The sequence below is a fragment of the Bacillus sp. 103mf genome, assembly GCF_900116295.1.
GTDB classification, from domain to species: Bacteria; Bacillota; Bacilli; order Bacillales; family Bacillaceae_G; genus Bacillus_A; species Bacillus_A bruguierae.
Map to the genome: position 1 here is coordinate 1 of NZ_FPAF01000005.1, position 18,798 is coordinate 18,798.

Below are 18,798 nucleotides of genomic sequence, written 5' to 3' on the forward strand. Positions count from 1 at the left end.
GCTTCGTTTAATACAGGTAATGACGGAGCAACATATGGATCGCAGACATTTACTATATTGGATAAAGGTCAACGTAAATCTATTACAGCTAAGTCATACGATGAATCTATGGGATGGAAACCAACATTCACCATTGATAACCCTCAAAGCGCAGAACTTGTAAAGATAACGTCAAATGCAATTTATTTTTATAACATGAATAAAAACTATAAGAATGAATTGGTTACTGAGGATGGTGGTTCACATTTAACTTTATATAAAGGAATGATTGCTTGTGACGATGGTTGGGGTGGATATTTACAAGTCAAGAATAGCAGTGGTTCAAGTCATAATGGTGTTGTAGCAACCGAATATAAAACTACTTCTCAACGGAAACTTAAAACGTATATAAAAGATTTACAGTTTGATGCTCTTCAAAGTGTTTTAGATTTAAAAATTAAAGAATACTATTTCAAAGATGATATATCTAAACTGTATGAAATGCGTGAACAGAGAGAAGAAGGACAAGCGCCTTACACATTAAAAGATATTCCTAAACGATATGGGTTTATGGTGGATGATTGCCCTTTACCATTTACTGATGAGCAACGTAACGGTGCCAATCTATACGGTTCTTTATCAGTTACAATAAAAGGTTTTCAGCAATATGTTCAAAAAACTGATGATAGATTAAATCAAATAGAAAAGGTGATTATTGATGAAAATAACAGCAAACGCAGAACTTTACGCAAAAGTGGTGGAAGAACAACTAAACGCTGCTATCCAAGAGAAAAACATTTATTTGGCTCGCGTAATCGAGTTAGAAGCAGAAAATCGTAATTTAAGAGAAGAAAATGAAAAGTTGAAACCAAAGTCTACTAATTGAGTAAGGCTTTTTTATTTTCACTTGAAAGGAGGTGAGGACCTTTGGAACGACTCAATAGTCTAGTAAGGACATTAAATATTACTGATGTCATTGGTGATCCGCAGTTTAAAACAGCAGCAGCGATTTCTGGAGGATTAGGAACTTTCGTTAGCTTTTTATATGGTGGACAAGTTAATCAGCTTTGGATAACTGCACTAGTTTTGATTGTTGTGTTAGATTGGATTACTGGTATTAAAGCAGCAAAGAAAGATGGAACATATGCGTCTGAATATGGAATTGAGGGCATTGCACGAGCTGTAGTGCTTTTTCTTTTGCCTTCATTTGCTCATGTACTTGATATGTTAGTTAAACTACCAGACATATTTTTTTGCGCCATCACAGGCGGTCTAATCTATCACATTTTTAATAGTTTCACAGCAAATTGTGCGCGAATCGGCTGGGAAAAATGGATTCCATCGCGTTTATTAAGAAGTGTTTCTTCTGAAATTGAAGCGAAAATTAGACGTTCAGAATCTAGAAAAAACAGAAATTAATATTTTTAGTTACAGCGCTGTTAAATTGACAGTGCTTCTTTTGTAAGTTGGAAAAATAAAAAACAAATTGGAGGAATTTGATATGTCATTAGTAACTTTAGAAACTCAAGTAGTACAAGCTTTGGGTGGTATTTTATGTGCTGCAATCACAACTGGAATCGGTGTGTTAACACCACGAATTAAATCTTATATTCAGGCTCATACAGACGCGAAAACAGCGACTGTAGTAGTAGATTCGCTGAATACTCTTAATAAAATAACAGAGTCAGTTGTGGCTGATTTTACGCAACGTATGGTTTTAGATGTGAAAACGAAAGGCGGATGGACACCAGAACTAGCTAATCAAGTAAAAGCAAATGCTGTATCAGCGATTAAAGAGCAAGGTGCACAACTTATTCCACTGTTGGAAAAAGAAGTTGGTAATGTAGAAAAATTGATTGAATCTACAATCGAGCAAGCAGTTCTAAAATCAAAAACAAAGTAGATCGATTACTCAACTCATTATGTATGGAGAGCATTCCGATTAGGAGTGCTCTTTTATTTTTAAAATAAAAAAGGAGAGAATGAATAATGACTAAAAACATTGTAGATATTTCAAAATATAACGATAATATTAATTGGGACGTAGCTGCTCAAAATCTTGATTTAGCAATCTGCCGAGTGCAGTATGGTTCAAATAAAGCGGACTATTTGTATAAACAGCATGTGGTGAATTTAGAAGAACGAGGTATTCCACACGCTGCATATGCATACGGCTGCTTTGTATCTGTGGAAGATGCAATTGTAGAAGCAAAGGATTTCATGAATCGTGTTAGTCCTAACGCTAAATTCTTAGTCCTAGATGTGGAAGACGACACTTTAGATAGTTGTGGTGCTACTAATCTAACAAAAGCGTCACAGGCGTTCATAGACACATTAAAAGATGCAGGATGGAAAGTAGGGTTCTATGTATCTCATCATATGTACGGCTCATATGGATTACAGAATGTACAAGCTGATTTCTTGTGGATTCCTCGTTATGGAGCAAAACCTGTGTATCCTTGTGACATTTGGCAATATGCTGATAATGCAACAGGCGGTTATGTAGAGGGAATTGGTAACTGTGATGTAAATAAACTTATTGGCGATAAGTCACTAGAATGGTTTATCGGTAACGAACAACATAAAGAAGCGCAATCTAACGAACAAGAAGTTTTAGGATACCTTACAACAACGGCAGACGTTGCGAACATTCGTAAAGAATCTAATGTAAATGCACAGGTTATGCGTCAAGCTACAAAAGGTCAAGGTCATACTTATTATGATTGGTTCTATGATGGACAATACTTTTGGTTCAAAGTTAACCCTGAAAATTGGATGCGTAATGATGTAGTATCCATTAATAAAGACGGCAAAAACAAAGGTGTCGTTTGGATAAATGGTACTGATATCAATCTTAGAAAAGGTGCATCTACTGGTGACGCTGTTATCAATAAAATTACAAAGCGTTCCGCTTATGACGTTCATTATCGTTACGAAAATTGGATTTATGTCGCAGGCGAAGGTGTTGAAGGTTGGATGTATTTTGATGAATCTTATGTGAAGTGGATTAGATAATTAAGAAGGCTGACTCTTATGAGTCAGCTCTTTTTATTAGGGGGGGGATTTTCGGAATTTTGGTTCGCCAGGTGTCTGGAAAATCTGTGCAAAATTTAAAACTTTGGGCTTGAAGTCGCTGATATATTTGTTGTGTTTTTTACTCCTTTCATTTTTTGAACATGATAAAAGGCTAACGCCTTTTATATCAGCGTTAACCTTCACTATTACTATAATATATATTTGATTTTTACTTTTGCTACATTTTACTGCATTATAATAATTAGGCATTGTAATATTAATTGTTATTTCTTTATTCTTATTTAATTAGTTTAATATAGAATTTTATGCAGTCATCCATCTAGTAATTTTGCAGCTAATTTATTAAAACTCTTAAGTTTTTAGTAAGATTAAATTATAGCTTCTATTCTATATTTATATAAATATTATTATAATTTAACTTTTTCTTTTCTGATTTATTAGCTTTTAAATTAACATCATACTTAAATGTTTGATAACTACTATGATTAAGATTATCCATTTTTTCTTCTTCAACATATATTTCATATGTTCCTATACAATAACTAATAATTTCAGCAAGCATTTCTAAAATTTCTTTATGTGTCATACATCTAAGGTTACCTTCATATACAACATTATAAGCAGTATCACTTGAAGTATAATTTTTTTTAGCATTATCATCAATAAACATAATCTCTGTATCCATAATAAAAATTGACGTTTGACATTCTAAAAAGTTAATAAACAATTCTTGTTTTTCTCCATCCAAGCATACAGTCTCAATTTGTTTATCTGAATCTTTTGGAATCTCTTCGTCATCTGATAAAACTCTAATATCAACATCTGAATTCATACTCAAAGGCTCAACAAAATATTTTAATATTTCTTCATTTGTAAATTTCATACACCAATCTGTTTCTGGATATAATTCTTCTATTCTCATTTTTCAAACTCCGTTCCTTTCATAAATTGTTCTACTGGATATTTAGTTTGACATCTTTTACACACTGGAATGTTTTTCCCATTTCTTGGTCTAATAGCATTTGTCATTATTATATTATCACTATTTACACCCAATTGCTCAACAACTAAATCTTCTGCACAGATAGGTTGTCCAGCGTGCATCTTCCTACTTTTAATTCCAACTGCAATTTCCCCAGTCTCTAAGTTAGTACCTCCTACAACAGTTACAACATCACTTCTTTTGGTATTACTCCAAGCATTAATTTCAGCTAACTTACTATCTCTTCCAGCTACTGCTTTCTTAGTACCTACATCTTTCCAATACTCATTATATCTAGCCGCTTCATCTGGAGACATTAAATCTCTAAAACTTGAGTATGTAGGGTTTGCAGACCCCTTAGTGATCTTATTAGCTTCAATCACTCTCTCGGCATCCCTAGCGGCTTCAGCAGTCATTTTTAAGCCTTTACCAACTTTAGAGATTTTTCCAAAAGGTGTAAGCCCAGCTACCGCCATTCCGCCAGCTAAAAATCTATCCAAAGTACCAAGTTTTTCTCCAGTAGATGGATCAACACCTTCCCAAGCACGACGAACATCATATTCACCGCTTATCTCACCAGCTATATCCCTAGCTAACTTTTTGCCATCAAAATCTTTTTTTTCTGATTCTGATGAAGTTTCATCATTTACTGTTTCTTCTCCAATTAAATCCTTATTCACAAATTTATCAGCTTCACGAGCTCTATCTTCTGCAATTTTTTGAATAGGCCCCGTCCACTCCATATTCAACCCTTGCGTACTAAATGTTCCTGATACGGGGCTAAAACCTTTCCCGCTTTGAACTTCCGCAAGACCTTTCGTGATGCTCGCAGCTAGTTGGATTGCTGTATCATAGTTGCTACTAGAAGTAGAATTGAATTCACGCAGATGGTTTAGCTTTTCTTGCAGTTTTTGTTTCATCAAATCAAAAATACCCATCATAGCTTGCATACCAGGAAGAGTATTACTAATTACTTCAATACCTGCTTTTGTTTGGTCAATCCCTCGCATCTGTTCTTCTATTTCTTGTTCAATAACATCTGTTGAAGCTACTTTGGATTGAAAATCGTTTGGGAAGGCATCATTTTGACGGATCAATTCTTCACATAAGTAAATAATCCCTTGGGCTAAAGGGCGGAATGTTTGAGCGAAGAATGCTTTTGCACTGTCGTAAGTTTGCCCTTGCAAAACAGCATCGAATACAAAAGCATCAATCGAATTGATGACTTGTTCCATACCTTGAATCGTTGCAGTACACATAGCATTCATACTTTGTGTTTGAGATTGTACTTCTCCTAGATACATGTTTAGGCTCATAACCTCACCTCCAGTGCTAATTTTTGGCGCTGATGGTGAATGTCATTTTCTAGATTGCTTAGGTTTTGTTTTTCCTTTAGCAACGTTTCTTTTTGGTCTTCCAATTCGTGGGTAAGCTTTCGCTCAATTTGCCCTGCATCTTGACGTAAATTATGAAAAAACTGTCCTAGTTCTCTATCATTATGCCAAGTTTCTAATATACGGTCAAACAAGCGATAGCTTCGCCCTTTCCATTGATAAAAATCTGCTTCCGCTTGTTCTTGCCTTTGAATCGCGCGTTTATTTTGATATTGTTCTTCAGATAGACTTCTTAATTTTTCGTTCAGTTGATTCATTTGTTTCTCTATATCTTGACTCATCTTTTCCCTCCTACTTTTTTACGTTCACATAGGTATCAGTTAAAGGGATCTTTATTAAAGGATAATTGTGAAAAATTGTTTTGAAGTGCGTTATCCATACGTTCGAACTCGTTAGCTACAGAATGAATGTTGCTAACGGCTTGTTGAAAGGCGCTATAAAATTGTTTCGTTAATTCCAAAGCTTGTTGATTCGCTTCTTGCGCTTTGGCGTTGACAGATAACGTTGTACGTTCCGATTTAGTTATGGATCTACTTGTGGCACTTTGAATCGTATTAGCAGCAGTTTCCATTTGCGTTGCAATTTGTCCTGCCGTTTGAAAATTACTTTGAAATTGTCCCATCGCTTGAATCCTTTCTATAACTTAATAAGACATGAAAATTATACCATATTAGTATATATTTTTGTATTGACATAAGTAAAAAATTATTGTTATAAGGATGTTTTTTAGAGTCCGAAAGTCAATTCAATTATAAAAGCTGTGTATTATTTTTTGGAATTTTAATGGAATTTTTATGATGCATTTACATCTTTTTAACATTAATCCGCTAAAGTTTTACATGTAACTAATCACAGTGAAAGGAGATGGGGTAAGTGAAACAAACACAAATGTACGATGTATCCGTATCAGAAGGGCAAGAGTTAATATGGCATATCGCTGAAGTTAAACGTGGGCATAACATGTATCGTTTTGAAATTCATAAGGCTACTGATTGCATAACAGTATACTTTATTGGTGAAGATCACAGTAGGTTTATGATTACTAGTCTTGAAGAAATGCTTATGATGATACCGAACGAAATAGAGAAGAAACGTTATCGAAATATAGTAGGTAACGCTGATTGGTTGTTACTAAACGGTATATATGATTGTCGAGGTATGACAGAAAAAGAGGTGGCATCTTTTTTATATTTAAAGAACAATGTGTTAGATGAGATGGAAGCAAGTATAGAAGCATAATAAAAAAGGAAATGCCGCGCGATCGATTATTCTTTAAACAAGACATACTAGACAGAAAAGATATGATGAAAAATAAAACTAAGAGCCCTCTCATGTGAGAAGGTTTTTTATTTATTTTCATTTAACAAGTGTAAGCTTATTACACTTACTACAAATAAACGCTTCAGTAATATGGATGACATGTTATCCGTACTGATCCTCTCATAGTGTTGATATAAAGGCTTTTTTCTTTGGTCCCTTTGACCACATTTTGACCACGAATCATATAAAAACACGCGAAAAAATATGAAAAATATTTTCATGATAAAGTAGTCTATAGAAAGAAAAAAGTACCAAAACCCTTCTATATCAAGGTTTATTGGCACTTTCATAGTTTGTATGTGGTACAAAATGAATAGATTTAAAACTGTTCATTCTTCTCCCAAGATTCAACAATGTAATGAGCAACTGTTGGATTGTAACCTTTTCCAATTAAGTACGTGATTGCAGCAATTTCCGTCATTGCGTGTGGTACAGATGTATATTTTGCTTCTTTTACGCCGTATTCTACCCACGGTTTTACGAGATTTAATACGGGTTGTTTTAAGTGTTGAAATTGCGAAGCGTATTGTTGAATTTGTTGCTCAGTTGGTTCTGTTGGTATTGCGGGGCCGGATTGAGGGAAACGTGGATCATAATGGTATTGGTAGTGTAGATGTTGTTCTGGATATGGTTGATAATAGGATTGCTGCGGATAAGGCTGTTGTGAGTTATAAAACATTTTTTTTCCTCCTTCATGATACTGAGTACAACATATAGTATGGACGGACAAGAAAATATGTGATGAAAAAATGAGGGCGTGTTACAATAGTGAATTGGGTGAAGATATTATGAACAAACAAGAACAAATTGAAAAAACGATTATATTTGTTAAAGACATATTAGAAAAAGATGCAAGTGGTCACGATTGGTATCATATTGAACGTGTACATAAATTAGCAATTGCATTGTTTGAAAAAGAAGGTGGAAATCGCTTCGTTATTGAAATGGCAGCTTTACTTCACGACGTTGCAGATGAGAAGTTAAATGAGAGTGAAGAAGCTGGTATGAAGAAAGTGACAGACTGGCTTGAACTATTATGTATTAGCCAAGAAGATGCACGGCATATTGTTCATATTATTGCTAATATGTCTTATAAGGGTGGACACGGCGGAACTGTGGAGACGTTAGAAGGGAAAATAGTTCAAGATGCAGACCGCCTTGATGCACTTGGAGCAATCGGGATTGCACGAACATTTGCTTATGGAGGTGCAAAGGGACGTTTACTGTATGACCCAAACATTCCACCGCGTGAAACGATGACGAAGGAAGAATATCGAAAAAGCGATGAACCATCGCTCAATCATTTTTATGAAAAATTGCTAAAGTTAAAAGATTTAATGAATACAGATGCAGCGAAGGAAGAGGCTGAGGAGCGTCATCGCTATATGGAGCAATTTATTAATCAATTTATGAAAGAGTGGAATGCACAAATATGAGAATGTTAACAGTTGAAAATGTATCGAAATCATATGGAGATAAACCATTATTTAATGGTCTATCTTTTAGTATTACCGAAGGACAGCGCGCTGGTATTATTGGTGTAAATGGAACTGGTAAATCAACGTTATTAAAAATTATTGCGGGTGCGGAAATTCCAGATACAGGGGAAATGACGCATACACGTGGATATACGATTAGTTATTTATCACAGCAGCCAGATTTTAAAGAAAATTTAACTGTACTGGAGCAAGTGTTTCATGGTGATACACCGTTAATTCGTCTTCTTCGTGAATATGAACAAACATTATTGAACTTAGAAAAAAATCCAGCAAGTGAAAAAGCACAGGAAGCATTATTTGCAGTGCAGCAGCGTATGGATGCAATGAATGCTTGGGAAGCGAATGCAAATGCAAAATCGTTGTTAACAAAGCTTGGTATTACTGATTTTTCTGCGGAAGTAGGAAATTTATCGGGCGGACAGAAAAAACGCGTTGCGATGGCGCAATGTTTCATACAAACACCAGATTTATTAATTTTAGACGAGCCGACGAACCATCTCGATCATGAAACAGTAGAATGGTTAGAAGAATATTTATCACGTTATACAGGTTCTGTTTTGCTTGTTACGCATGATCGTTATTTTTTAGATCGTGTAACGAACCGTATTTTTGAATTAGATAATGGTAAGTTATACAGCTATGAAGGAAACTACGGTGCTTTTTTAGAAGCGAAAGCACTTCGAGAAGAACAAGAAATAGCACAAGAAACAAAGCGTCAAAACTTATATCGCCGCGAGCTTGCTTGGATTCGCCGCGGTGCGAAAGCGCGCTCTACGAAGCAAAAGGCACGTATTCAGCGCTTTGAAGAATTGCAAAAGAAAGAAGGACCAAGTGCAAAACAAAACGTTGATATTGCGCTTGGAGGTAGCCGACTAGGAAAGAAAGTACTAGAATTAAAAGATGTAACAAAAACATTTGGTGATAAAACTGTTCTTCGTAATTTTGGGTATATTGTGAAACCAGGAGATCGCATTGGTATTATTGGTGCGAATGGCAGCGGGAAATCTTCTCTATTAAACATGTTAGCTGGTAAAATCAAACCGGACAGCGGTGAAATTGAAGTTGGACAAACGGTAAAAATCGCATATTATACGCAAGAAAATGAAGATATGAATTTAAATCAGCGGATGATTGAGTATATTAAAGAAGCAGCTGAAGTCATTCATACAACAGATGGAAAAACGATTAGTGCTTCGCAAATGTTAGAACGTTTCTTGTTCGAGCCGCATACACATGGTACACCGCTTAGTAAATTATCAGGTGGTGAAAGAAGAAGATTATATTTATTGCGTATTTTAATGGGAGAACCGAATGTTTTACTTTTAGATGAGCCGACTAACGATTTAGATACGCAAACATTAACAGTGCTTGAAGATTATTTAGAAGAGTTTCCTGGAGTTGTCCTTACTGTATCGCATGATCGATACTTCCTTGATAAAATTGCAGAAGAACTGTTTGTATTTGAAGGTAACGGAAATGTTCGAATCTTCTTTGGTAGTTATAGCGATTATTTAGATGAGAAAAAAGAACAAGAAGCATTATTAAAAGCAGAAGTGCAGAAAGAAAAGAAAGTAGAAGAAGCTCCAAAACAACAAAGGAAACGCAAGCTTTCCTATAATGAACAGCGTGAATGGGAGACGATTGAAGATAAGATTGCAGAATTAGAAGCGAAAATTGAAAGTATTACAGAAGAATTAGAAAAAGTGGGCGCTGATTATACGAAAGCACAGCAACTCTCTGAAGAGCAGCAGCGAACAGAAGAAGAATTAGAACAGACAATGGAGCGTTGGAGTGAATTATCTGACATTATTGAAGGTTTAAAGTAAAAACAAGCCGCATATGTTGAAATGTAAAGGGAAAAACTTTACACTATTGGTAGAATCTATTTTAGGAGGGAAATCATGCGATCATCTAATCCAATGTTAAAGAAAGATGCGTTTCGTAAAGAGGGCGTAAGTACTTCAGCGATGACAATCGGTGGTACAGTAGGAAAAACGTTTATTATGCTCATATTGTTATTAGGAACGTCTGTGTACGCATATATGCAGATGATTCAAAATAAAATGCAAATGTCAGTGTTAATAGGTGCTTTAATTTTTGCTTTTATTATTTCGCTTGTATCGATATTCGTACCGCGTATTTCACCAATTACAGCACCGATTTATGCTGCTGTCGAAGGGATTTTATTAGGAAGTATTTCTGCTGTATATACAATGCGATTTGGTGATTTTATTATTTTACACGCAGTATTATTAACAATTTCTATTTTACTAGCAATGTTAGTGTTATATGCAACGCGTGTTGTGAAAGTGACAGATAAGTTCCGTACGGGTGTGATGGCAGCGACATTTGGAATTATGATTATGTATTTAATCGTTTTAGCTTTACAACTATTTGGCGTACCAGTGCCATTCTTACATCAAGGTGGAACGATTGGTATGATCGTCAGCGCAGTTATAATTGTTGTTGCTGCATTAAACTTAATGTTAGACTTTGATTTCATTGAAGGCGGTGCACGCAGCGGTGCTCCAAAGTATATGGAGTGGTACGGTGCGATGGGCTTAATGATGACATTAGTTTGGTTATACTTAGAAATTTTACGCTTCGTTTCTTATTTTGTAAAAAATGATTAACGTACTGAAATCCTGCATGTTTGTATCATGCAGGATTTCTTTTTGAAATTTTATAGAAATAAAGATGAGTTTTCATATGAAAAAATATTTTTTTACATTTTTTACTACACGTTTCGTTTTTTCTACAATAAAGAAAAAACGAAGAGGTGACATAATCGTATGATGAATCGAGTTGCGTTAATTGGCAGATTAACAAAAGATCCAGAGTTATTTTATACAAAACAAGGAATTGCCTATGCACGTATATGTGTTGCGGTAAATAGAGGCTTTCGTAACAGCTTAGGAGAGCAACAAGCAGATTTTATTCATTGCATGATTTGGCGGAAATCAGCGGAAAATGTAACGATGTACTGCAAAAAAGGGGAACTTGTTGGTATAACAGGACATATTCATACGAGTCAGTACGATAATGAGAGCGGCAAGAGAATATATAAGACAGAAGTTGTGATTGAAAGAATTACATTTTTAGAGAAGAAAAAAGAGCAAGCACCTCAGTAGGAGTCTTAATTGAGAACATGTTACAATACAGCTAAGAACGGCAATAAAGGAGAGACAATATACGTGAAGATTAAAGGCATTGAACCGACACCAAGTCCAAATACAATGAAGGTTATTTTAAATGAAGTATTACCAGCAGGAGCGCGTAACAATTATACACGTGAAAATGCTAATGAGGCTCCAGAGAGAGTGCAGCAAATTTTGCAAATTGAAGGTGTAAAAGGTGTATATCATGTAGCCGACTTTTTAGCGGTAGAACGTAATGCGAAATATGATTGGAAACATATTTTACAGCAAGTTCGCACAGTCTTTGGTGAAGAAGTCGTAACAGAGAGCGAGCAAGAACAGAATGCCCATTTTGGGGAAGTAAAAGTGTTTATTCAAATGTTCTTTACCATTCCGATGCAAGTGAAACTAACAGATGGTACAACTGAGGAACGCGTAGGGTTACCAGATCGTTTTAAGGAAGCGATTATGAAAGTGCAAATGTCAGCGCCAAATGTTGTGAAAGAGCGTAAATGGACCCAGCAAAGTACGCGTTATGGTAACTTTGAAGAGATTGGAAAAGAAGTTGTGGAAGAAATTGTTGCGACATATCCAGCCGATCGTGTAGATGCGGTTGTACAAGAATTATTACAACAAGCAGGAGAGGTAGAAGTAACGATTACAAAGCGTGAGCCATATAAAGTAACTGAGGAAATGATGAATGATTCTGATTGGACAAAGCGCTATGCAGCGCTTGAACAAATGGATCCAACAGAAGAAGATATTCCTGTACTAGAGAAAGCGTTAGAAGATGAAAAAGTATCGATTCGCCGCTTAGCAACTGCATATTTAGGTATGGTCAAAGGAGACCGCGTTTTACCTTTACTCTATAAGGCATTATTAGATAAATCAGTCAGCGTACGCCGCACAGCAGGTGATTGCTTATCAGATATCGGTGAACCTGCTGCGATGTTTGTGATGATTAAAGCATTAAAAGATTCAAGTAAACTTGTACGCTGGCGCGCGGCAATGTTTCTATTTGAAATTGGTGACGAAAGTGCAATCCCAGCACTTCGCTTAGCGCAAGAGGATCCAGAATTTGAAGTCGCAATGCAAGCGCGTTTAGCACTTGAACGCATTGAGGGCGGTGAGGAAGCAAAAGGTTCTGTTTGGAAGCAAATGACGGAGTACCGAAAAGGAGAATAATCTATGATTGCCTTTTACGATAGCTGGTGTCCGATGTGTACAAAGATTGCAAATCGAACAAAGGAACTAGATAAAAAGGGGAAAATAACATTTGTTTCTTTTCGTGAAGAAGAAATTGTTCAGCAATATTGTTTATCAGAAGAGATGCAGCAAAACATGGAGAAACATTTGTACATTTATAAGGATGCGCGCTGGTATAAAGGGATTCGAAGTATATATGTCTTAGCGAAAGCAATTCCTGCATACTGGGTAATCGCACCTTTTATTAAACTATCGATTTTTTTCGGATTTGGTCATGTCTTATATGATTATATTGCGACAAAGAGAGAAATTGTCCCTGTTGGACATTGTAAAAATGGTGTTTGTGAAATCCAAAGGAAAAAATAAGAAAGTCATAATGTTTCTTTTGCGTCTAGTATTAGAGCGTGATATGATGAATTTGGAATGAAAGTTGAAGGAGAGATTGGTAACATGACAAATGCATACGAAGAATACATGCGCCAAATGGTAATTCCAATGCGTCAAGAATTAGTACGCGCAGGATTTAAAGAATTAACAACAGCAGAAGGTGTACAAGAATACATGGAAAATGCAGAAGGGACAACATTAGTTGTTGTGAACTCTGTTTGTGGTTGTGCGGCAGGTCTAGCGCGTCCATCAGCTGGTCAAGCGGTTGTACGTTCTGAGAAGCAACCTAACAATCTTGTCACTGTATTTGCAGGTCAGGATAAAGAAGCAACAGCGATGATGCGCTCTTACTTTGATGATATCCCGCCATCATCACCATCTATGGCATTATTAAAAGGAAAAGAAGTTGTTCATTTTATTCACCGTCATGAAATTGAAGGTGCAACAATGGAAGAGATTATTCAAAACTTAGAACAAGCTTTTGAAAAGCATTGCTAAAAAGGGAGAGATTTTCTCCCTTTTTCTTTGTAATGAGGTGACAGAATGATTGTAACGACAGCAGGACGAACAAATAAAGAAATGACTGCATATGCTGAAAAAATAGCAACGGATTTACAAAGTTCTTTTCTTATGAGAAATGATCGTCCTATTTATGAATTACATGAGCAATATAAACAAGATGTACTTGTTGCTCAGAAAAATCGATTAGCGATTTATCCGCAAGGAACGGAAGAATCGTTCTTTTTTCATCCGAACTCTGCTATGTTTCGCGTGAAGCGATTAATGCGTGGTGAACATGATCCATTTCTGCAAGCCGCGCAGCTAGATAAAGGGATGACGCTGTTAGATTGTACACTTGGCATGGCATCTGATAGCATTGTGGCTAGTTATGCTGTAGGAGAAGCGGGACAAATCACTGGATTAGAAGGTAATCGCTATATGGCATATTTGATCGGAAAAGGTCTTCAGCAATGGGATGCAGGTGTAACAGAAATTAACGAAGCAATGCAGCGAATTACAGTAAAACATACAGAGCATTTATCTTTTTTACAACAATGTGCAGATCATAGCTACGATGTAGTATATTTAGATCCGATGTTTGAAGAAACGGTATTAGAATCAGACGGTATTCGTGGTTTAAAACATTTTGCACTGTACAATGATATTACGGATGAGACAGTTAAAGAGGCTAAGCGTGTAGCGCGAAAACGGGTTGTGTTAAAGGATCATTTCCGCAGCAAGCGTTTTGAAAAACATAATTTCTTTGTCTATAAACGAAAAAGCGCAAAATTTCATTTTGGTGTAATTGAAACTTGCTAATTATTAGACAATATGTATAATAGATTATAATAAATTTTCATAGAAAATCTTGGATGAAGATAGTAATTATTTTCAGAAGCAATAGCGAGCTAGGGACGGTGAAAGCCTAGTGCGGAGAAAATAATGAGGCGCACTTCGGAGATGCTGCTTGAACGGTGTAGTAGAGTAAGCCGGGGCTCCCTAACCTCGTTATAAACGGGAAAGTGGTTCGTTATGAACAACAAGGGTGGTACCACGGGTGTAAACTCGTCTCTTTTTTAGAAAAGAGGCGAGTTTTTTTATTGATAAAAAGGAGGAAGATACTGATGGAATATAAAATGAAGTTTGCACAGCATGTATTCGATGTATTAGAACCAGGTTTATCATTAGAACAAATTGCCGCTTTAATTGAAACACCAAAGCAAGATGAGTTTGGAGATGCCGCTTTTCCTTGTTTCACATTAGCAAAACAATATAAAAAAGCACCAGTAGTTATTGCGCAGGAACTAGCAGATAAATTATCTCACCCATTTTTTACAAAAGTGGAGGCAGTTGGACCATATGTAAATGTGTTCTTCAATCGTCAAATTGTAAGTAATGAGGTGTTAAATACGATACTAGATGAAAAAGAAGAGTACGGAAACCTGCACTTTGGGCAAGAAAAAACAGTTGTGATTGACTATTCATCTCCTAATATCGCTAAACCGTTTTCGATGGGGCATTTACGCTCTACAATGATTGGAAATGCCTTAAAACATATATGTGAAAAATGTAGTTATGAAGTTGTAGGCATTAACTACGTTGGCGACTGGGGAACACAGTTTGGAAAACTCATTACCGCCTATAAAAAATGGGGCAATGAAGAGCTTGTTAGAGAAGATCCGATTCGCGAGTTATTTAAGTTATACGTACGTTTTCATGAAGAAGTAAAAGAGTATCCAGAGCTTGAAGAAGAAGGGCGTGCTTGGTTTAAGAAGCTAGAGGATGGCAATGAAGAAGCGGTATATTTGTGGAACTGGTTCCGTCACGAATCGTTAAAAGAGTTCTCTCGCATTTATGAACTGCTTGGCGTAGAATTCTCGAATTTTCAAGGGGAAGCATTTTACAATGATAAGATGGATGATTTGGTCAAGCTTCTAGAAGAAAAATGTTTATTAGAAGAATCAGATGGAGCGCAAGTTGTTAATTTAGAAGAAGAAGGAATGCCGCCATGTTTAATTAAAAAATCAGATGGTGCTACTCTCTATGCAACGCGTGATTTAACTGCAGCATTATATCGTCAAAATACGTATGCATTTGATAAAGCATTATACGTTGTTGGAGAAGAACAAAGTTTACATTTCTCGCAATTTTTCATTGTACTAAAGAAATTAGGATTCCAGTGGGTAGAAGGCATGTCTCACGTTCCGTTCGGACTTATTTTAAAAGATGGTAAGAAAATGTCTACTCGTAAAGGGAAAGTTGTTTTACTAGAAGAGGTGTTAGAAGAAGCAATTGCGCTAGCAAAGAAAAATATTGAAGAGAAGAATCCGAACTTAAAGAACAAAGATGAAGTAGCTAGACAAGTCGGGGTTGGCGCAGTTATTTTCCATGACTTGAAAAACGAACGCATGCATAACATCGAATTTTCGCTTGAAAAGATGCTGAAATTTGAAGGAGAAACAGGACCATACGTACAATATACGCACGCACGTACTTGTTCATTATTGAAAAAAAGTGATGTAGACATTGAGAAGCAAGACTTACAGTTAACAGACGATATAAGTTGGACAGTGATAAAATTACTTCATCGTTTTCCGCAAGTTGTTGAAACAGCGTTTGCTAAATACGAGCCATCTCATATTGCAAAATATTTATTAGACGTGGCACAGGCGTTTAACAAATATTATGGTAACGTTCGTATTTTAGAAGAAAATGCAGAGAAAGAAAGTAGACTTGCGCTTGTATATGCGGTGGCAGTTGTATTGAAAGAAGGATTACGTTTGCTGGGAATGGAAGCGCCTGAGGAGATGTAAAAGAGAAAGGGATTTGATCATTGACAAGTAGTAGTATTCCTGGAAATCATAATGACAAATCATTATGTTCCTATTGATGCGGCGCATTTTGAGTCACGAGACCGGGCGACTCCGCAAGAGAAGAAATCAAAGCCACAGCCGAAACAGCGCGGTCATAAACCGAAAGCGGAACGGAAAACGTTCTAATAAGAAAAATAAGACCGAGAAAATCAAAAAACATCTATGAAAAGACAATAGAAGATCAACTAGATATTAACCTTGAAACTGTATAAGAAGATATGTAAGAGTAATTTTTAAACAAATCAAGCAACACGATATGCAGAAAAAATTTGACTTATTCGAAAATAAAGAATTGGTTAGAGATAAGTAGTTGAAAAGTAAATAACCCTCTTAGCTTTTAAAAGGTGAAGAAAAATACTAAATGAATTGTTAACAAATGAGCTTCGTCCATTATTTAGATTGCAAGACATTGAGAATGATTGGAGGTATCTGGCATATGTCGAAGGAAAAGAATCCATTATGTTCGATGGAGGAGCTTCAAATTAAGTTGAAAGAAAGAATGCTTCCAATGGCAGAATACTTAGAGATTGATTCATTTTTATTAAAGAACAATATTCATCAGGAACCGATTCAAGAATTTCAAGAGAAATTTCAACTTCATCCGAAAAGTGTCTTTTTAAATTTTGTTCGTCAATATGACTTGAATCAGTGGGAGTTCTTTAATATTTGGTTTGGACGCGAAAATTATTTGGAGGAATTGATTGAAATTAATACAGCAACAGGATGGGATTGTTGGTGGGGAGAAGGGGAGAGACCAAGTGAATGGTTAATGATTGCTCAAACGGATCCTTATACATTTTTGCTTCACCGACAGACGGACAAAATTTACGCCATTACAAGCGATGATAAAGATACGGAGTGGCAGGCAATTGCCCCAAATTTTGAACAGTGGGTTCGAGGAATCGGAACATACTATATAGAGAAGCGTGATATTGAAGAAGTTATCTGCCTTGTACAAGCTGAAAATAAAAAATATTGGAGAGAATTGAATACTTGAATATTAAGCAATTCCTGTTGGGACAGGGTGGAAAATAGAAGAACATCATTGTCAAACGAACGAAACGCAAGATTTCCCGCAGTGAAGCGAATAGATTTGAAAAGCTCCTTAAGCCATTTGAGTGCCTAGAGGAGCTTTTTTATAAAGCATAATGTTTATTTAAAACGGTAGGAATTTATTTTAATCAATCTTTTTCAAAATGTATTCTTTTAAATCTTTTTGAGATAACTATTATCTTAATATATAACTATTTTTTTAGTATTTTTTTAAGCTCCATCAAATTTGAAATCTCATAAGTAGGTTTTAATTCTGATGTATTTACAATTTGATTAGGATTAAACCAACATGTATCTATGCCAAAACTGTTTCCGCCTTGTATATCAGAAGTTAAGCTATCTCCTACCATTAATACTTTGTTTTTGTCAGTATGCTTTAAATTGTTTAAGGCGTGCTCAAATATTTTAGAATCTGGCTTCGATACATTAACATCCTCAGAGACTACTATATCTTCAAAATATTTTGCTATAGTAGATTTCCGTATTCGATTATCTTGAACATCTTTGAGACCATTGGTTATTATCGAAAGTCTATATTCTTGATGTAGACTTTCGACAAGGGTTATACTCTCATCATATAAAAAAGAAGCATTAGATAAATGTTTCATATATAATTGTGCGAGTTCAACTTCATCCAATTTAGTATTTAATTTATTTGATAACCGTTTAAATCGTTCAACATTTAAGTTTTTCTGAGTAATAAGTCCATCCTCTAGCTCTTTCCATATAGCTGTATTGATAGCCTTATATATTTTTAAATGATAACTTTCATCATATTTTATATTACATGCCAGCATCGTATTTTTAAGAGCGTATTTTTCAGATTTTTTAAAATCAAATAAAGTCTCATCTGCATCAAATATTATAACTTCGTACTTCATATTAATCCTCCAGATATATATAAATACAAATTAAAAAACCGACATAAAAACCTCTTTCTTTTAGATGGTCGAGAGCATCTGGCCATGCATAGAAGCGGTCAGGGCCTTTTCCTGCCACATGCAAGGTTTAAAACAAAATGACAAAGCAAGTAGCAGTCATGTTTCGTTCTGCATAACAGCGACTTATATGACGGAAAATTAAAATGGATATATATAGTTAATTTTTGTAGTGGTCACATACAAACTGTCTTATAAAAATGTCTTATCAACGTATTCATATGAGGTCCTGTCATACGTTAAAGCGCTAGGTTATAAATAAAATATCTTCTATGTTTTACGACACTTAATAAATTACAATATTTATTAAGTATTGTATATGACATATGTCATACTAAGCAGGGATTATGAGAAAATCTGAGCACGGGGAAATTATTTGTATGTAGTCTTCTTTATATTTTGTGTAATTTTGCATAGTCTAAAAAAACTGTTAATTCTGCTGCTAGTAGTGTATTCACGGCTTTTTCTAAGTGCTCATGAAAATCTCTGTAAT

The 18,798-nt window shown here is 35.5% G+C and carries 20 protein-coding genes, 2 pseudogenes and 1 other annotated feature; of the genes and pseudogenes, 16 read left to right on the forward strand and 6 right to left on the reverse strand.

Annotated elements, in window-relative coordinates:
* The 4 genes and pseudogenes from BM350_RS13800 to BM350_RS13815 form a co-directional block, all read left to right on the forward strand.
* Positions 1 to 819, forward strand: a pseudogene (locus tag BM350_RS13800) (tail fiber domain-containing protein); the annotation flags it as partial.
* An 87-nt stretch (positions 820 to 906) separates the two neighbouring features.
* Positions 907 to 1,398: a phage holin family protein gene (locus BM350_RS13805; protein ID WP_090948256.1), complete on the forward strand. Its 492-nt coding sequence runs from the start codon at positions 907 to 909 to the stop codon at positions 1,396 to 1,398.
* Between the two features lie 82 nt (positions 1,399 to 1,480).
* The gene (locus BM350_RS13810) at positions 1,481 to 1,882 is read left to right on the forward strand and encodes a hypothetical protein (protein ID WP_090911733.1); all 402 of its coding nucleotides are present in this window, start codon (positions 1,481 to 1,483) and stop codon (positions 1,880 to 1,882) included.
* An 86-nt stretch (positions 1,883 to 1,968) separates the two neighbouring features.
* The gene (locus BM350_RS13815; RefSeq protein ID WP_090911731.1) at positions 1,969 to 2,994 is read left to right on the forward strand and encodes a GH25 family lysozyme; all 1,026 of its coding nucleotides are present in this window, start codon (positions 1,969 to 1,971) and stop codon (positions 2,992 to 2,994) included.
* A gap of 403 nt (positions 2,995 to 3,397) precedes the next feature.
* Here BM350_RS13815 and BM350_RS13820 read toward each other — a convergent pair whose 3' ends face one another.
* The 4 genes from BM350_RS13820 to BM350_RS13835 are packed head-to-tail and all read right to left on the reverse strand — an operon-like array spanning position 3,398 to position 6,013.
* Positions 3,398 to 3,937 (reverse strand): hypothetical protein, encoded by a 540-nt coding sequence (locus BM350_RS13820; RefSeq protein ID WP_090911729.1) that lies wholly within the window; start codon positions 3,935 to 3,937, stop codon positions 3,398 to 3,400.
* Positions 3,934 to 5,313: a pre-toxin TG domain-containing protein gene (locus tag BM350_RS13825; protein WP_244548005.1), complete on the reverse strand. Its 1,380-nt coding sequence runs from the start codon at positions 5,311 to 5,313 to the stop codon at positions 3,934 to 3,936. Before BM350_RS13825 ends, BM350_RS13820 begins: the two co-directional genes overlap by 4 nt.
* Positions 5,310 to 5,672, reverse strand: coding sequence for a DUF3958 family protein (locus tag BM350_RS13830; RefSeq protein ID WP_090948257.1), 363 nt, complete (start codon positions 5,670 to 5,672; stop codon positions 5,310 to 5,312). Before BM350_RS13830 ends, BM350_RS13825 begins: the two co-directional genes overlap by 4 nt.
* A gap of 35 nt (positions 5,673 to 5,707) precedes the next feature.
* A complete protein-coding gene (locus tag BM350_RS13835) occupies positions 5,708 to 6,013 on the reverse strand; it encodes a TIGR04197 family type VII secretion effector (protein WP_090911725.1) in 306 nt (101 codons plus the stop codon).
* Between the two features lie 251 nt (positions 6,014 to 6,264).
* Here BM350_RS13835 and BM350_RS13840 point away from each other — a divergent pair, with 251 nt between their 5' ends.
* On the forward strand, positions 6,265 to 6,630 hold the full coding sequence (locus tag BM350_RS13840) for a hypothetical protein (protein WP_090911723.1): 366 nt from the start codon (positions 6,265 to 6,267) through the stop codon (positions 6,628 to 6,630).
* Positions 6,631 to 7,030: 400 nt separating this feature from the next.
* Here the strand turns inward: BM350_RS13840 and BM350_RS13845 are convergent.
* A pseudogene (locus BM350_RS13845) lies at positions 7,031 to 7,276 on the reverse strand (hypothetical protein); the annotation flags it as partial.
* Positions 7,277 to 7,499: 223 nt separating this feature from the next.
* Here BM350_RS13845 and BM350_RS13850 point away from each other — a divergent pair.
* From BM350_RS13850 to BM350_RS13895, 11 genes are all read left to right on the forward strand, one after another.
* Entirely contained in the window at positions 7,500 to 8,147 is a 648-nt protein-coding gene (locus BM350_RS13850) for an HD domain-containing protein (protein ID WP_090911719.1), read from the forward strand.
* Positions 8,144 to 10,036: an ABC-F family ATP-binding cassette domain-containing protein gene (locus tag BM350_RS13855; RefSeq protein ID WP_090911717.1), complete on the forward strand. Its 1,893-nt coding sequence runs from the start codon at positions 8,144 to 8,146 to the stop codon at positions 10,034 to 10,036. The genes BM350_RS13850 and BM350_RS13855 overlap by 4 nt, the downstream gene beginning before the upstream one ends.
* A gap of 75 nt (positions 10,037 to 10,111) precedes the next feature.
* Entirely contained in the window at positions 10,112 to 10,843 is a 732-nt protein-coding gene (locus BM350_RS13860) for a Bax inhibitor-1/YccA family protein (protein WP_090911715.1), read from the forward strand.
* Between the two features lie 159 nt (positions 10,844 to 11,002).
* On the forward strand, positions 11,003 to 11,341 hold the full coding sequence (locus BM350_RS13865; RefSeq protein WP_028411180.1) for a single-stranded DNA-binding protein: 339 nt from the start codon (positions 11,003 to 11,005) through the stop codon (positions 11,339 to 11,341).
* A 63-nt stretch (positions 11,342 to 11,404) separates the two neighbouring features.
* Positions 11,405 to 12,532 carry a conserved virulence factor C family protein gene (locus BM350_RS13870; RefSeq protein ID WP_090911713.1) on the forward strand — a complete coding sequence of 376 codons (1,128 nt, stop codon included), beginning with the start codon at positions 11,405 to 11,407 and terminating at the stop codon, positions 12,530 to 12,532.
* 3 nt (positions 12,533 to 12,535) lie between these two features.
* Entirely contained in the window at positions 12,536 to 12,919 is a 384-nt protein-coding gene (locus BM350_RS13875) for a thiol-disulfide oxidoreductase DCC family protein (RefSeq protein WP_090911711.1), read from the forward strand.
* 84 nt (positions 12,920 to 13,003) lie between these two features.
* Positions 13,004 to 13,438, forward strand: a complete 435-nt coding sequence (locus BM350_RS13880) for a BrxA/BrxB family bacilliredoxin (RefSeq protein WP_090911710.1) — start codon at positions 13,004 to 13,006, stop codon at positions 13,436 to 13,438.
* Between the two features lie 45 nt (positions 13,439 to 13,483).
* A complete protein-coding gene (locus BM350_RS13885) occupies positions 13,484 to 14,260 on the forward strand; it encodes a class I SAM-dependent methyltransferase (protein WP_090911708.1) in 777 nt (258 codons plus the stop codon).
* A gap of 41 nt (positions 14,261 to 14,301) precedes the next feature.
* Positions 14,302 to 14,517 (forward strand) — a binding site (T-box leader).
* A gap of 48 nt (positions 14,518 to 14,565) precedes the next feature.
* Positions 14,566 to 16,254 carry an arginine--tRNA ligase gene (gene argS, locus BM350_RS13890; RefSeq protein WP_090911706.1) on the forward strand — a complete coding sequence of 563 codons (1,689 nt, stop codon included), beginning with the start codon at positions 14,566 to 14,568 and terminating at the stop codon, positions 16,252 to 16,254.
* A gap of 51 nt (positions 16,255 to 16,305) precedes the next feature.
* Positions 16,306 to 16,440 carry a hypothetical protein gene (locus BM350_RS27885; protein ID WP_280141385.1) on the forward strand — a complete coding sequence of 45 codons (135 nt, stop codon included), beginning with the start codon at positions 16,306 to 16,308 and terminating at the stop codon, positions 16,438 to 16,440.
* 310 nt (positions 16,441 to 16,750) lie between these two features.
* A complete protein-coding gene (locus tag BM350_RS13895; protein WP_090911704.1) occupies positions 16,751 to 17,311 on the forward strand; it encodes an SMI1/KNR4 family protein in 561 nt (186 codons plus the stop codon).
* Between the two features lie 247 nt (positions 17,312 to 17,558).
* Here the strand turns inward: BM350_RS13895 and BM350_RS13900 are convergent, their stop codons facing one another.
* Positions 17,559 to 18,248 carry a YjjG family noncanonical pyrimidine nucleotidase gene (locus tag BM350_RS13900; RefSeq protein WP_090911702.1) on the reverse strand — a complete coding sequence of 230 codons (690 nt, stop codon included), beginning with the start codon at positions 18,246 to 18,248 and terminating at the stop codon, positions 17,559 to 17,561.
* Between the last annotated feature and the right edge of the window lie 550 nt (positions 18,249 to 18,798).